The sequence below is a fragment of the Peribacillus sp. RS7 genome (genome assembly GCF_041956845.1).
In the GTDB taxonomy this organism is placed as follows: domain Bacteria; phylum Bacillota; class Bacilli; order Bacillales; family DSM-1321; genus Peribacillus.
Genome location: NZ_CP168135.1, coordinates 3318424 through 3334131, shown reverse-complemented (window position 1 = coordinate 3334131; position 15708 = coordinate 3318424). Strand labels below are relative to the sequence as shown.

The 15708-nt window shown below is 42.4% G+C and carries 13 protein-coding genes; 6 read left to right on the top strand and 7 right to left on the bottom strand.

The features are described from left to right. Window positions 1–43 precede the first annotated feature (43 nt). The 4 genes from ACDZ29_RS16770 to ACDZ29_RS16755 form a co-directional block, all read right to left on the bottom strand. The gene (locus ACDZ29_RS16770; RefSeq protein WP_076367205.1) at window positions 44–385 is read right to left on the bottom strand and encodes a YisL family protein; all 342 of its coding nucleotides are present in this window, start codon (window positions 383–385) and stop codon (window positions 44–46) included. Window positions 386–491: 106 nt separating this feature from the next. Then, window positions 492–1700, bottom strand: coding sequence for a DUF418 domain-containing protein (locus tag ACDZ29_RS16765; RefSeq protein WP_375088209.1), 1209 nt, complete (start codon window positions 1698–1700; stop codon window positions 492–494). A 39-nt stretch (window positions 1701–1739) separates the two neighbouring features. After that, entirely contained in the window at window positions 1740–3014 is a 1275-nt protein-coding gene (locus ACDZ29_RS16760) for an MFS transporter (RefSeq protein ID WP_375088208.1), read from the bottom strand. Between the two features lie 348 nt (window positions 3015–3362). Next, complete coding sequence (locus tag ACDZ29_RS16755; RefSeq protein ID WP_375088207.1) at window positions 3363–4955, bottom strand: long-chain-fatty-acid--CoA ligase; 1593 nt, start codon at window positions 4953–4955, stop codon at window positions 3363–3365. A gap of 224 nt (window positions 4956–5179) precedes the next feature. Here ACDZ29_RS16755 and ACDZ29_RS16750 point away from each other — a divergent pair, with 224 nt between their 5' ends. From ACDZ29_RS16750 to ACDZ29_RS16725, 6 genes are all read left to right on the top strand, one after another. After that, a complete protein-coding gene (locus tag ACDZ29_RS16750) occupies window positions 5180–5401 on the top strand; it encodes a spore germination protein (RefSeq protein ID WP_063577089.1) in 222 nt (73 codons plus the stop codon). Between the two features lie 22 nt (window positions 5402–5423). Next, window positions 5424–5630 carry a spore germination protein GerPB gene (locus tag ACDZ29_RS16745; protein WP_137017139.1) on the top strand — a complete coding sequence of 69 codons (207 nt, stop codon included), beginning with the start codon at window positions 5424–5426 and terminating at the stop codon, window positions 5628–5630. Window positions 5631–5706: 76 nt separating this feature from the next. Then, on the top strand, window positions 5707–6318 hold the full coding sequence (gene gerPC, locus ACDZ29_RS16740) for a spore germination protein GerPC (protein WP_375088206.1): 612 nt from the start codon (window positions 5707–5709) through the stop codon (window positions 6316–6318). Next, window positions 6308–6487 carry a spore gernimation protein GerPD gene (locus ACDZ29_RS16735; protein WP_375088205.1) on the top strand — a complete coding sequence of 60 codons (180 nt, stop codon included), beginning with the start codon at window positions 6308–6310 and terminating at the stop codon, window positions 6485–6487. Before gerPC ends, ACDZ29_RS16735 begins: the two co-directional genes overlap by 11 nt. A 5-nt stretch (window positions 6488–6492) precedes the next feature. Further along, window positions 6493–6897 (top strand): spore germination protein GerPE, encoded by a 405-nt coding sequence (locus tag ACDZ29_RS16730; RefSeq protein WP_375088204.1) that lies wholly within the window; start codon window positions 6493–6495, stop codon window positions 6895–6897. 21 nt (window positions 6898–6918) lie between these two features. Further along, window positions 6919–7137 (top strand): spore germination protein, encoded by a 219-nt coding sequence (locus ACDZ29_RS16725; protein WP_328119167.1) that lies wholly within the window; start codon window positions 6919–6921, stop codon window positions 7135–7137. A 45-nt stretch (window positions 7138–7182) separates the two neighbouring features. Here the strand turns inward: ACDZ29_RS16725 and trpB are convergent, their stop codons facing one another. The 3 genes from trpB to addB all read right to left on the bottom strand — a co-directional run bounded on the left by trpB (window position 7183) and on the right by addB (window position 15701). After that, a complete protein-coding gene (gene trpB, locus ACDZ29_RS16720) occupies window positions 7183–8346 on the bottom strand; it encodes a tryptophan synthase subunit beta (protein ID WP_289324080.1) in 1164 nt (387 codons plus the stop codon). Window positions 8347–8479: 133 nt separating this feature from the next. Continuing rightward, window positions 8480–12211, bottom strand: a complete 3732-nt coding sequence (gene addA, locus ACDZ29_RS16715) for a helicase-exonuclease AddAB subunit AddA (RefSeq protein WP_375088203.1) — start codon at window positions 12209–12211, stop codon at window positions 8480–8482. Next, complete coding sequence (gene addB, locus ACDZ29_RS16710) at window positions 12204–15701, bottom strand: helicase-exonuclease AddAB subunit AddB (protein WP_375088202.1); 3498 nt, start codon at window positions 15699–15701, stop codon at window positions 12204–12206. The genes addA and addB overlap by 8 nt, the downstream gene beginning before the upstream one ends. Window positions 15702–15708: the final 7 nt, after the last annotated feature.

Below are 15708 nucleotides of genomic sequence, written 5' to 3'. Positions count from 1 at the left end.
CGGGTAAATGAGATTTCCTCATTTACCCGTTTTCAATTCTGTATTAAAAAAAGTCCATTCCTTGTGGCAGGGAAAGCCCTAAATAAAGGACGAATACAAGCGCAACGATGAACAATATCCACATGGCACTTGTGCTTTTACCTTTTTTCGTACGGACCAACACCATTTCCATCGCCGCAATCACGATGATGCCGACAATCATTTTTACTGCGTAAGCACCAAAATCCGTGATCAGCATTCCGCCAGTAAGGAAAATCAATAGATAGAATAAACGTGTTATCATATGTAGCATTTTCGCTTTCGGATTTCCACCTTTAAGCATCGAATATGTGACAAAGAAAAGAATGATTCCGATAACCCAAGCTGTAATATGCATATGTGTCATTTTTTTGCCCCCTCGTTCAGTTTCCTTTTAATCATATCATAGGCTTTTACAAAATAACAAAACTAAGGATTTATCTGAATAGGTAAAATCAACAATTTAATGAACATCATTTACATTTCTTCTCATCTAGTCCTCTTCGACGCATAACTGGCTTTTTACCATATGTTACAAAACGCCATACATATTCAACCGGTCCGTAATGAAACAGACCCATCCACAATAAGGAAAGCAAAATTTGCATGCAAAAAAGAGCTATTAGGAAAACAACCCCTGTCGTGTAAGAGACAGATCCATATAAACCAAGACCATATGAATAAAAAATGACCGTGCATACTATCGATTGGAATAAGTAGTTACTCATCGACATCCTTCCGATATACGAAAGGGGGTGGAACAGGCGGGAAGCTCCTGCCTGTTCCGCCAAAAGAGTTATTGCCGTGATATAAAAAATCGTAAGTAACGGTCCGCCAAAATAATCCTGTACGAATATCGTGCCAAAATGGTATACCGTCACATATGGCAGTATCTTCATTGACATGCCCAACAGCAAGCTTACAATCAATATCGCTTTGAATTGTCGTTTATATTGACTTGGATTTTGGAGAAAGCCTTGCTTTGCAACGCCTGCTCCAATTAAAAAAAACGGAAAAATCGATAAAAAAAGGATAATAGCATTAAAGAGGTTGTTCACCATATACCAATCTAGTGCTCTTTGACTCATTATTTCCGTAAATGTACCAGATTGATAAACTTCCAAAGACTGTTTCATCATCGCAGAATCAGTCGTTATCGCCATCCCTTCCCTATCAAATATGCCCATTATAAGAAATAGTGAACCCAATATAGCAAATGGCAGGACATAACAAACCGAGCCTAGCAGAATTAGATTCCTGCCCTTCATCTTATAAAAAAACAATAATGCAAACCCAAATACAGCATAATTAATGAGGATGTCCCCATGCCAGATGAAAAAAGCATGAATGCACCCAAGCACCAGCAGGAAACTTAGCCTTTTCGTAAATAATAAAGGAAATGAAATACCCTTTTCTTCACTCCTTACAGCTAGTATGATGGCCCCAAAACCGAACAGGAATGCAAATAACGGATAAAAGCTGGCCTGTGCGACAATATCACTGAATCTGTACAAAATCCTGTCCCATCCTCTGGACCATCGCTCAGCACCATCTATGTACAAAAGCGGAGAGTGGAAAGAAGGCATATTCACTAAAAAAATCCCTAAAATGGCTAATCCACGTAAAATATCGATGCTTACGATCCGTTTACTTTCCTGCAATGGTACCATCGTGCCCTTCATTGGTTCACCTCTTTCATCCATACAGATTTAACGTCTCTTCTATAACCTGATTTCATCATCTTTAACCACTATGGCAGCTTTTTGCTTTTTTATTAGTATGACAAACAAGCTACCCAATAAGCAAAAGACTCCTGCAAGGAAGAATGCCCATGTATAGGAGTTGAATATTTTGAAAATTAGCCCTCCACCGTACGCGGCCACCGCTGCACCCATCTGATGCGCCGCGAATATCCAACCGTATACAATCCCACTTTTCTCCATTCCAAAGACTTGTCTTGAAATGCTTATGGTTGGAGGGACAGTAGCTATCCAATCCAATCCGTAAAAAACGGAGAAGATGATCAATAGGGCGATTGAGCCTTCATTTAGTGCAAAAGGAAGTAATACGAGGGAAGCACCCCTTAGACCGTAATACCAAAACAACAACCAACGGTTATCAAAACGATCTGATAACCACCCGGATACCGTTGTACCAATCAAATCAAAGATCCCCATGAAAGATAGCAGTGAGGCTGCCGTAACAACCGGTAATCCAAAACTAATGCAATAAGAAATGAAATGTGTGCCGATCAACCCGCTCGTTGAAAGTCCGCATATAAAAAAGCTTCCTGCCAATAACCAGAATTCCTTCACTTTCACTGCTTCAATCAACGACTGAAAAGCCATGGCGATGGGGTTCTTCTTTTGGAGTGTAACAGCCTCCTGACTTTCCTCTTTTAATCCATATGGAAGAGTGCCAACTTCCTTCGGATTGTTTTTCATGAATAAAAGGATGATTGCCAGCATGGTCAAGCTAAGGACCAAAATTAATCCAATCGCCCATCTCCACGAATGATTCTCAATGATGATGGCTAAAACCGGAAGTAAAATGAGCTGACCTGTGGCCGTACTTGCCGTCAGTATCCCGACCGCCAGCCCCCGCCTCTTCTCGAACCAACGATTTGCCACATATGGGCTCAATACCGTTAAAAAAACTCCAGAACCCAATCCAATGATGATTCCCCAAATTAGAATGAGCTGCCACTCATGCTCCATGAAAAAAGTGAGGAAAATCCCTGCCAATAAAGTGGACATGGCCAATACCATCATTTTCTTCAATCCAAGCACTTCAATTAGGGCGGCCATGAATGGACCCGATAATCCATAAAGAAAAAGACTTATGGCGAAGGCTAAAGAAATGATGGATCGGTCCCACCCGAACTCATTTTCAAATGGTACGATGAATACTCCCGATGATGACCTAACGATTCCGGCTACAATTATCGAGAAGAATGTTATGATTAAAATGACCCAGCTATAATGAATACGTTTCAATGCTCTCCCCCACAATCCAAAACTCTTAGAATCAACAAGTTTTAAAAATAATTATTATAATAATTTGAAATATTTTATAATAGTAACACTTTATCGTTAAACAGGAAGCTTTTTATCGAAACAAATTATAGCGCTTCTCTTAAAAAGTCAAAATGAATGAGTTGATATCAAACAATGGCATGAGTTCCTGTGGCTGTATTTACGGAACGGGACACCTGGTCAAATGGAGCTTCCTGATAAGGTCCCTCTCTCTAGCTTCGTTCCCTATCTTCATAGCTTAATATGAAACCGAATCGACCGGGCAAACAGAAAAAAACGCTGATCATTTCTGAACAGCGTTAACGAGCATCAATTGACGAGTCTGCCTGTTTTCCCCTTAGAGTCCCAGTAATCATTACGGAGATGGATTTTTTGTATTTTACCAGATGCCGTTTTTGGAAGCTCACTGACGAACGACACGCTCGTGACTGATTTGAAATGAGCTAAATTTTCCCGTGTGAAGTTCTTTATATCATCTTCCGTTAAATCAGCACCCGTTTTTAGCACAATGAAAGCATGCGGCGTCTCCCCCCACTTTTCATGCGGAACGGCGATGACTGCCGCTTCAAGAATGTCCGGATGTTCATAGAGGATTCCTTCCACTTCTATGGAAGAAATATTTTCTCCGCCACTTATTATTATATCCTTTTTGCGGTCAACAATATCAACATTCCCATTTTCATCGATTGTTGCCATATCCCCTGTATGCAGCCATCCATTTCTTAGTGTCTGGCTGGTCGCTTCTTCATTTTTCCAATAACCTAACATCACTCCATGACTGCGGACGATGACCTCCCCGATATCCACGCCATCATGGACCACTTCCTCACCATTGTCATGGATAACCCTTACCTCACTGCCTATGATGGGATATCCGGCTTTCGCCTTCATTCTGTATTTTTCTTTTTCAGAAAGATCATCGAATTCAGAACGAATCAGCGATATCAGACTAACCGGAGTTGATTCGGTCATTCCGTATATTTGAATGAATTCCCACCCTAACTCTTTTTCTACCCTTGTAACGAATGCTGGAGGCGGAGCGGAACCCGCAACAACGATTCGGATATCCTGCTTGATTATCGGAACATTCCGTTCATAATATTGAAACAGTGAATTCAGAACCGTCGGTGCCATATGCATTATGGAAACCTTATGCTTTTCAAGTGCATCAAATATCACTTCTGGGGTGGTTTTCCTCAAACAAACTTGAGTGGCACCATTAGCCGTATAATAAAATGGGGCACCCCAACCATTTACGTGGAACATCGGCAGTACATGCAAATATGTATCGCGGTCATTGACCCTGAAATGATGCATTGCACCTAGGGCATGCAAATAGTTGTTGCGGTGAGTCAGCATCACCCCTTTGGGATTTCCTGTGGTCCCGCTTGTATAAAGGAGGCTCGAAACATCATTTTCATCCACCGACTCCCGATTAAAGCTTCTGGTATCAAAAAGGTCCAGCCAATGATTGTAATCAGTTTCATTTATCTCTTCCTTTTTATAATGTACAATTATGTGTTCCACCGATTCAAGTTCATCCTTGATAGGAGCAATTAAATGATACAATTCCTGATCTACAAAAAGGACCTTGGACTCACTATGGTTCAAAATGTATACATAATCGGCAGGCTTCAAGCGGATATTCAATGGAACGATTACGGCCCCAAGTTGAAATACCCCATAAAATCCTTCAAGCATTTCAATGGAGTTTGGTGCCAAATATGCCACCTTATCACCCTTTTTGACTCCAAGATCCCTTAAACCATTTGAAAGCTGGTTTACACGGCCGTTCAACTCTGAGTAGGTTAAAACCTTGTCATCACCAATGATCGCTTTCTTATCGCCATATAGTAAGGCTGCTCGATCTAAGAAATGCGATAAAACTAATGGTACGTTCATTTCCTCACCCCTCATTTTATTTGAAAATTCTGAATTAGTAATTATTTTACCATATCTGTTTCCAATTATCCAATAATTTCCACTACTGTTATATAACAATATATTGATAGGCAGATGAATCACATCAATCATGAGTCAACATACAATACATTGAAACTCCCTTCGGTGATAGGCTCATTGCCTAATATTCAAGGGAAAACCAGAATAAAAAAAGGGTGATTTTCTTGCCGGCCATCGTAGGAGTCGTTCAAGTCATCAACGTCGGTAGCAGTGGAATTGTCCATATTGGTGACGTCTTTAAAATTAGTCCATATTCAACTTCAAAGACTTTTGCAGGTGCTGGCTCGTTTAATACAGGTGAATCCATATCCCTTTATAATGCCTATAGCACCACAAATACAAATGATACAGATGGTGTTGATCAACCACTGGTCTTAAATCTCTAATGTTTTTAAGAAAGGAGTCCGCATGATCTTCAATATTCACCAGACCATACAAATCAATATGATAAAAATTGAAAGCATCGCCAATTCATCCGTTTTTCAAATAGGAAGTGCCGGGGTGATTAAACCATATTCCACATTGGCCAATACCGGTGGATTCACTGAGCCTGCTCCTGAAATCGAAGCTGATGTAGTACCATTAACCAGTTTCGTCCCATTTACACCTTCATAGGCATTCACCTATATCCAACTTTTTCATATACTGCCATATATGAATTTATCTTTTTATGAAGGTGAGGTGTTGAATCGTGAATCAGGATTTATATTCGTATTCCATACAAATGCAGCGTTTCCTTGAAGCCCAGGATAAGCGGATCATGAAACTTGAACACGAACTCAAACGCCTGACAGATGAACTCGCCGATTTGAAAAATAAACCGCCAATCCATGTAGATAAAATTGAATATAAATTCGATCAGTTAAAAGTCGAATCTTTAGATGGAACGTTAAATATCGGTTTAAATCCCAATGACCTTAACAACATTGATGAATTTGCCGTCAACAACCAACCCGTTCAACCAGCACCAAACCTATTTCCAGGCAGGGAAATCGTCGTCCAGGAAATTCACAACGATATCCTTTCAGACTTGGAAAATATGATCCACGATACGGAAACCCAGCTGAAAATATCATTGGAACCCTCTTATCATGACTTCATTAAACAGGACGTCGAACGCCAGCTTCATCAACGAATCAATATGTATTTCGATAATCTTTCTTACGCGGAACGTGCACCGCAGCAACGGGATAATGTCAAGGAAAAGGTCAGGGAGAAGGTAAAATCCGATATTCAAACTGCATTATTACAATTCATTACCCATTCACAAGCCGAGACAGGAGGAAATCCAAATGGAGTTTAATGTAACCAATCACCAGCTTTGTGTAGGTGATATTAAAATTACCGGTGTAGCAAGCTCTGCTTTATTCCTCATAGGGGATGTACAAACGGTCCAACTTTCTTCCGCATTCGATACCCCGCCGGAATCCCTTATCATCGGACCATTCGTGCCGCTTTCTCCAGGAGGATAAATAACATGTTTTCTAGAATATCAAAAGTAAAATCTATATTATCCGACACGGTATCATTCAGCTCCACTCTGCAAATCGGGGATACTTCATATATTGACGGAAATTCCCTGGCTTTAGCGATTCAAAAGAAAAGTGAAACTTTCGGTTCAGTCGATATTCATTTCGAAGACTATGACATTTTTAAGAAACCTTTTTATATCCCGAGATTGAATGAACCCGTCATATCAAGATTTTCAAATCCGAATCCCTTCATACGGGTCGGCAATATCAATATAATCGGGATATCATCCTCATCTGTGGTTGGTGTCGGAAACGTAGGCCATGCACGTATGGAATCAAGAGTGAAACATATTCGGGAGGTTCCTAAAAAAATCGAAGAGACACCAATTGAGGATTCAGACAACAGTTAAACTATTATAGGAGGGGTTCATATGCCCGCTATTATCGGCCCAGTTCAAATATTTAATGTCGCGGAAGGAAACCTGTTATTCGGTGATTGCGCCGTCATTTCCCCTAAGTCTTCCTCCAAATCGGTTTCCGGATCCGGTTCAGGGAACACAGCTGCAATCGTGTTTACGGCCAATGGCCTGAATGGAAGCAATGTCCTAGATGTCAATGGGGTCGACCAGCCCATTACAGGGAATAATTAGTCAAAGAAAAAGCCTCCCATTTCCAGGGAGGCTTTTAAATTCCACCTATTTTTCTATCATGTTAAATACTTGCTCGACATCCTTGTCACCCCTGCCTGATAAATTAACGATCAGTATATCATCTCTTGTTAACTCTTTTGCCAGCTTCATGGCGTAAGCTAAAGCATGTGAGCTTTCGAGAGCTGGAATGATCCCCTCTGTTTTGGATAATACCTGGAAGGCCTCAAGAGCTTCTTCCCCTTTTACCGTCACATACTCCGCACGCCCGCTATCTTTCAAAAAACTATGCTCGGGTCCCACACTAGGGTAATCCAAGCCGGCTGCTATGGAAAATGTCGGTTTTGGCTGCCCATGTTCGTCCACTAACGTCAAACTTTTGAATCCGTGCAATACCGCCGGTACCCCTTGCGAAATACTTGGGGCTTCAATTGGCTCTACACCAATTAAACGGACATTTTCTTCATCGATATAATGAGCAAAAGCTCCAATCGCATTACTTCCCCCTCCTGCACAAGCAATGATGGCAGTTGGCAGTTTTCCTTCCTTTTCAAGGATCTGGCGCTTTGATTCTTCACTTATGATTGATTGGAAATGCTTAACGATCGTTGGATAGGGGTGTGGTCCCACTGCTGAACCAAGCAAGTAAAAAGTATTTTCATAGTTTTGCACCAAATCATTCAATGCCTCATCAACTGCATCCTTTAATCGACCCTGTCCCTTTTCGACCGCTACAACTTTTGCCCCCAACAATTCCATCCGAAAGACATTCAATGCCTGCCTCTCCGTATCCAGCTTACCCATATAGATTACACACTCCAAGCCAAACATCGCACATGCCGTCGCAGTTGCTACACCATGCTGTCCAGCGCCAGTTTCTGCGATGATGCGGTTAGCACCCATCCGTTTAGCGAGCAAGATTTGTCCGATCGCATTATTAATTTTGTGAGCACCTGTATGATTCAGATCTTCACGCTTCAAATATATTTTTGCCCCGCCAATCTTTTTCGTTAAATTCTGTGCATGGGTTAACGGATTTTCACGTCCGACATATTCTTTCAGATAGTATTGAAACTCCTCAATGAATTCCGGGTCATCCTTATATTTCAAGAATTCCGTTTCTAAAATATCCATTACTTCCTGAAGTTCTCCCGGTACAAAGCTTCCACCGAACTCACCAAAATATCCCTTGCTCTTGATCTCACTCGTCATACTCTACTCTACTCCTTTAAAAAAGGTATTTTTTCTCCCCTAGTATATAGTAAGCTTTTATATCTTTTCAAACTATTCTGTTTATTCAATAAAAAAAAGGAGCGCCCCTCATCAATGGGACACCCCTTCTCTGTTATACTTCCAATAAATGCGATCCGTCAAAGAAAAACAAGTAACGGCTGGTTACTTTCTTATTCATTATCCCTTCAACAGCCCTCGTATAAAGCTGTAGCTGCATACGGTATCGATCGGCAAGAATCTCTTTAGCCCCTTCATACCCGTTAGTAAAACGGCCGGTAATCGTATCCGTTTTATAATCCAGAAGCACAAGACCTTGTTCATCTTCAAAGATACAATCAATCACACCTTGGATAAGGATCTCTTCATCTCCAGCTGCCCAATCGCTGTAAGCTTCCTTTGCAGGCAACGACATCGTAAATGGCACTTCACGGCGAATGCTCTCGGCCCTCTGCATTCTTTGGCCGATTTCAGTGTCAAAGAAATCGACGATCGTCTCAGGATACACAGCTGCTTTCTGTTCCTCTGTCAACAACTCACGCTGAATCAAGTCAACCATCAGTTCCTGAATCGTTTGAATGGTAATCTCTTTAGATAGATCAATATGCTGCATGACTAAATGTGTAATCGTACCCCTTTCAGCAGGAGTAAGTGACTTTTCTTGCATGAAAGTCGGCCGCTTCGTGATGGGGCGCTTAAATTTACGCAATAACTCTGTGGAGCTTTGCTCGTCCTTAAGTTCATATTGACGTTTTAGTTCAGAAACGGATTGCTTGGAACGATACACCGTCGCCTCATGCTCGGGGTACTCCCATTCGAGCTGTTCTTTGATATCATCATAAAACTCGGAAACGATACCGACCTTCTCCGATTTCTGGACATGATCAAGTATTTGTTCCTGAACTAGTGCCTCTTCCTCATCCAGAACAGCAAGCTCTTCACTTGGAATGACGGAAATGGACCAATTCGATGGATGCGACTCCATTTCCAAGCCTTGGCCAGCAGCACCAAGAGAATCCCGATGTCGGACAAGGGATGGACCAATCCAATCAAGATAGCTTTTTGCACCTGCCCGTACATAGTCCTTTAAAAGCCAATCTCCATGTGCCGCATTACTTGCCCAGTTCTGCTGCGTTTTTTCTGCATCATTGATACTGGCAATTAAATATAGCTTTTCCTTAGCTCTTGTAAGCGCCACGTAGAGGACACGCATCTCCTCGGCAATCAATTCAAGCTGCTTTTTTTTCTTAAAAGCCAATTGAGGAAGGGATGGATATGTAATCCGTAATTCGGAATTCACATACTTTGCCGCAAAGCCATAATCCTTATCCAGTAAATACGGCTTGCGTAAATCCATCATATTGAATTGCTTGGAAAGACCGGCAATAAACACGATCGGGAACTCAAGACCCTTTGACGAGTGAATCGTCATCAGGCGGACTACATCCTCCTGTTCCCCTAAAGCCCGAGCGGCCCCTAAATCATCTCCACGTTCTTGCATCCTTTCTATGAAACGCAAGAAACGGAACAGACCGCGAAACGAACTTGCTTCATATTGCCTTGCCCTGTCATACAACGCTCTTAAATTGGCCTGACGCTGTTTGCCACCCGGCATCCCTCCTGCAAAATCATAGAACTGCGTTTCGCGATATAGAAGCCAGATCAAATCTGATAATGCCTCCTGCCTGGCAAGCTTCCTCCACTTCACTAGTTTTTTATAAAAAGCTGAGGCTTTTTCATAAAGTCCCGGATGTTCTTCGGGGTCACTCTTTCTGTAAAAATCAGCTAGTGCTTCATAGTAGCTCCCTGTATGGAATAAACGCACCTGTGACATTTCTTCTTCATCCAACCCGACGATAGGTGAACGAAGAACGGAAGCCAAGGGGATATCCTGTTGCGGATTATCAATCACCTTCAATAAAGAAATCATGATGGCCACTTCGGTCGCTTCAAAATACCCTGTCGACAAATTGGCATAGACTGGAATCCCCTGCTTTTTAAATTCCTCCATGATTTGCGGTGCCCATGGCATCGAACGGAGAAGGATGACCATGTCCCGATAAGTGGCAGATCGGTACTGTTTGGTTTTCGTATCATATATCCGATGCTTTTCGCTTATAGCCTTCTTAATGAGCTTGGCCATTTGTCTTGCTTCGAGCTGCGCTTTTTCAAGTTCCTCGGCCTCAAACCCGCCATCCGACCCTTCTTCCGATTGAGCTTCTGGATCGGCTGTTCCATCAATTAAAAGGAGCTCGATTGGGTTTGGATCGTCTTCGGGATATGGGGCACCTTTTTTCAATTGGGCATCTTCATCATAATCAATCTCACCGACTGTAATGCCCATCAATTGTTGAAACAAGAAGTTCGTCCCATCGAGAACTTCCTTTCGGCTCCGGAAATTACGGTTTAAATCAATTTTCAGTCCGGATTCAACACCATCATGGGTGAAACGTGTGTACTTTCCAAGGAAAAGATTCGGTTCCGCAAGCCTGAACCGGTAAATGGACTGCTTGACATCGCCTACCATAAAAAGATTCCCATTATATTCGCCGTCAGCTGTCACCAGTTTTAAAATGGATTCCTGAACAAGGTTCGTATCCTGATACTCATCTACGAGTACTTCTTTGAACTGGTTCCTGTATTCGACGGCAGCGGCTGAAGGTTTTCGTTCACCATCCACAGTTTCCCCTGTCAAAATCCGAAGACAATAATGTTCCAAATCAGCGAAATCCACTAAGTTCTTTTCTGCTTTTGCAGCGAAGAATCTTTCGTCAAACCGTTTAACAAGCGTTACAAGTGTATCGACATAACCCTTGAGTTCCCTTATATCACGCAGGTAGCTTTCCGGTTGACGGGAAAATAACTCTTCCTGTAACGATTTGATGATTTTTTTCGCCTTATCACGATACTTGGTAGCCTCATCCGCTACTTCTTTGATAAAATCGGCACCAGTAAGGCGTTTAGCCGTTCCAAATTTCACGTTTTGGATTTCTTCATAAAGTGCATTCCAGGATTGGTCTTTCACTTCCGAAAGTTTAGCAACCAGGGCAAGGTCGGCTAAATAGTTCTCAGCCCTTGGTGCAGGCCCCCCAGGGACTTTTGTCAACGCAAGCGACCGTTCCAATAGATCCCTGGCAGTGTCCAATTGTAAACCAATATCGAATTTCAATGAATCGATAAACGAAAGATCATCAATCCCATCATCATCAGCCAACTCATACATGCTGGCTGCATCATTGAGCCATCGGTCCGGATCAGGATTCGATTGCGAAAAATCATACAGTGATCGAACTATATTCTGAAGTGCATCATCGTTTCGATCGCTTGTGAAAGCATCAACCAAATTAAAGAACTCATCATTATCACTTTGACCATACTGCTCCTCGAAAAGTTCTTCCATCACTTCATCACGGAGTAACTGGACCTCTGTAGAATCTGCAATCCGGAAGCCCGGATCGATTTCCGTCAGATAATAATACTTCCTGATCACCTCTAAACAAAAGGAATGAAGTGTGGAAATTGAAGCGCGATTTATCAAGCTCAACTGCTTGCGCAAATGCTGTGAATGCGGATTATCATTGATCGCTCTTTCTAATGCCTCACTTACCCTATGGCGCATCTCGGCAGCCGAAGCATTGGTGAAAGTAACGACAAGAAGTTCATCAACATCGATTGGATCTTCTTCCGAAATGACTTTTTGAATGATCCGATTGACCAGTACCGCCGTTTTCCCTGAACCTGCAGCGGCCGCAACCAGAATATCCTGATCTTTAGCCCATATCGCCTTCCATTGATCTTCCGTCCAGGTCACGCCTCCTGGTAAAGCAGGAATTTTCGTTTTACTCATCGCTCTCCTCCTCCCCCCTTAATAGCTCAAGAACATCATTTTGTTTCTTCTGTGCTAAATTCCTAAATTGATTCTCCTCCAGTGACTGGTCGAATTGGCATACGGATTTAAAGGAACAGAATGTACACGGGGTTTTTTCCTTTAATTTATATGGCGTTATATCCACATCACCATCGACCATTCGATCGCCAGCCTCCTGGTAAACGCGGCGCACATGGTGATTCAGAAGCGAAAACTCTTCCCTGCTGGCAACTTTGGAAGCCGCCAGGAGGGATCCATCCTTTTTAAATCCAGCTGGAATGATATCCGACTTACCCGAATTTTCAATATCAAGCGAATTATCCATCATTTGAATGACATTTGAATGATCTAGAACAAGTCCATTCATTTTAAAACTTTTATAAATTTCTTCTTCAATTTTATCCAAACTGAGCATTCCCTTTGATTTGACAACTGGATTATGCACATGAAAATACAAAACGCCGGCTGGAATGGCTTCCTTGCCAATAAGCGATTTGGAATGGGTGACGACGATATCAAGGTATGTCAACATTTGCAGCGCGAGTCCATAATATACTTCACTCATGTTCAGTTCCTTTTCACTCGACTTATAATCGAGCACACGCAAATAGACACCCTCACCTTCTTCCGCTTTATCCACACGGTCGATTCTCCCGATCAATTCCATCTTCGTACCGTTTTTTAATGTGAATGAAAGTGGCGGCAGCTCTCCATTTTTCCCGAATCCGAGTTCTAATCCAATTGGAGCAAAACCGCTCACCTTTGCATGTTCACTTAATACGATTGAGGCCCGTCCAATCACGTGTTCCAGTTTCCTGCGTAAATAGTGATGGCGGTTCGTACTTAACAAAATCTGATTTTGAAGTTTGGGAGCAAGTCTCTCCACAGCAATTCTAGCTAACTCCAAGCATTGTTCCTTTGTCAATGTAGACCAAGGAATTTCATGTTCCTTTAAGTAATCGGAAATCATTTTCAATGCTCCATGAAACATCTCGCCAATATCCGGTGCATCCAAACGGAAAATTTGCCTTTCCCTCAATTTCAAGCCATGGGCGGCATAATGGGAAAACGGGCAGCTATTAAACATTTCCATCCGGGATACACTCGTAAGAATGCTCTCACCATATAATTGCTTACTAGTTTCCTCAGATAATTTCTTCGTTCTATTTTGATAAAAAAGGCTCGATAAAACCTTGGTTGCCGACGGACCGACCATTTCATCCTCCATAATGGAATTATATACATCCCACCATAGTGAATGGATTGGATAGTTCCTTTTTTTCAGTTGCAATTGGGCAGCCAGATATGATAGTGCCACATCATAATTCGCCGCATATTTCACCTGTTCCTCGGCAGAAAGATCGGATGGATCGTTCATATAATATACATCTGAAACGTTAGGCAATACGTCCCTTACCCGTTTCAAATAGGATGAAGGTAAAAGTGCCTTTCCTTCCTCGTCGGCAAGCGGATATGATAGATAAAGGGCCTCAGCAGGTGTAGTAAAAGCTTTATACGCTGTAAACTCCTCATCAAGGAGGCGCACTTTTGAACTTGGAGCAACATCAAGCCCACCAGCCAGCAGCATTTCACGATCACTATCTGAAAATATCCCGTCAGATAAAGCTTTCCCTGGCAAAACCCCTTCATTCAAGCCGATAACAAAAGCTGTCTTCACATCATCGAGGCGGGATAAATCCAGATTAGCGACTAGGACTTGGTCAATTGCAGGCGGTACCAAAGAAAATTCAAGAGATTCCAGGCCAGCTTCAATGATTGACGCAAACTGTTTCATGGACAGCTCTTCCCCGCTCAGCAGTTCAACGAATTGGTCCAATAGGTCGACAACCGCGTTCCACGTTTGCTCATGCTCTCTAGCCGATACCAAATCACCTGATTCTTCTGCCTCTAGTTTAAGCTTTTCCAATTTTTCCGGTACATGCAATTCTTCAAGATATAGATAAAGGGCTTCACACAATTCCCTGCCATTAGCAGCCTTCTTAACCCGTTTTGAGAGCTTCAAGATGGGCTCGGTAAATAATTGCTTCATCTCATTCAACTCTTGCTCAAGCTTCATTTCCTTATCCGTTTGGTTCCGGTCCTCGAGTTCCAGTCCGCGGAAGCGCCGGTAGGTCCAACGATTTTTGGACGTCCATCTGCTTCCTTTAATTCCACGGGCGAGCACATAGTTTTCCAGCTTATCTACCTGTTCGCGCATCCTATCGTGATTTTTTTGCAGAGGAAATAGAAGCTCCGTCTTGATTGCACGAAATACCGGCTCATAACGCCAATAGCCATTGATGATCTCCAAGGTGGAACGAATCAGTTCAATCAGGGGATGATTCAGCATGGTCCGTTTGGAATCGACGAACAATGGAATTTGATAATCCCTAAACACGGTTTGTAAGATATCTGCGTATGCTTCTCCATTACGGACTAAAATCGCAATATCACGGAAACGGTGCTGTTTTTGTCTGACCAGCGACAAGATGTCCCGGGCAACTCCTTCAATCTCAGCCCTGCGGTTAACTGCCTGGGCAATCGTTACATCAGGTGAATGCTCAAACGTCCGTGCAGGACGAATGGCAAAATAAGTTTCCAGATGATTCAGCCCCGGACTCTTTCCGAACCTCTCAGTCCCTTTTAAGATTCGATCTTCTGTAATTGGTATACCGTTCCTCAATCCAGCCTGATAAAGGTGATGATACAGATTCCCCGTTTGCCTGAACAATTGCAAATCATCAGGAGCATATTGCCTGTAGGGCTGATCTAACGTCAGCGAGATCGTTACACTCCTGCACAGCTTCATCATTTCTTCCACAATCAATAATTCCTGTGGCGTCAAGCTATAAAAACCATCGATATATATATCCGCATTCCTTATATATGAAGACTCTGACATTTTCTCGATAAGCAAAGTGAAATAGTCTTCGGAATCTAAATATTTGTCAACCATTTCATCCTCAAAAGCCTGATAGACCAATTCAAGGTCATGCAGTTTATCCTGAATGCCGCTGCCGGACGGTGATGTTTCGGCCAAATAATTTTGAATGTCATCAGGTTGGATGCAATACTGCTTGAACTCAGCCAGCATTAGTTCCATCTGTGCAATGAACCCCTGCTTATCAGCAGAGCGGCGAAACATCTTTAAATCTTCCTTTTTATCATCCATGATCTTCCGTATCAACATATTAACGCCAACGCTGTCCAAATGTAGCCGGCTCATTCCCCCAGTTTCCTGAAGAACGCGCCAAGCCAGCCTGCTAAAACTGAAAACCTGTGTCCGGATCATTCCGGCAAGGCCTGTTGTTTTAATTAATTTATATTCAGATAGAAACGTCATCTGATCAGGAACGAGGTAGATAATTGGATTGCCTTCGGGATCTTCTGCCAATTTGGAGCGAATTTCGTCCAATATATGCGAAGTTTTCCCTGCACCCGATCTTCCCAGTAAAAAACGGAGTGACATCTCTTTT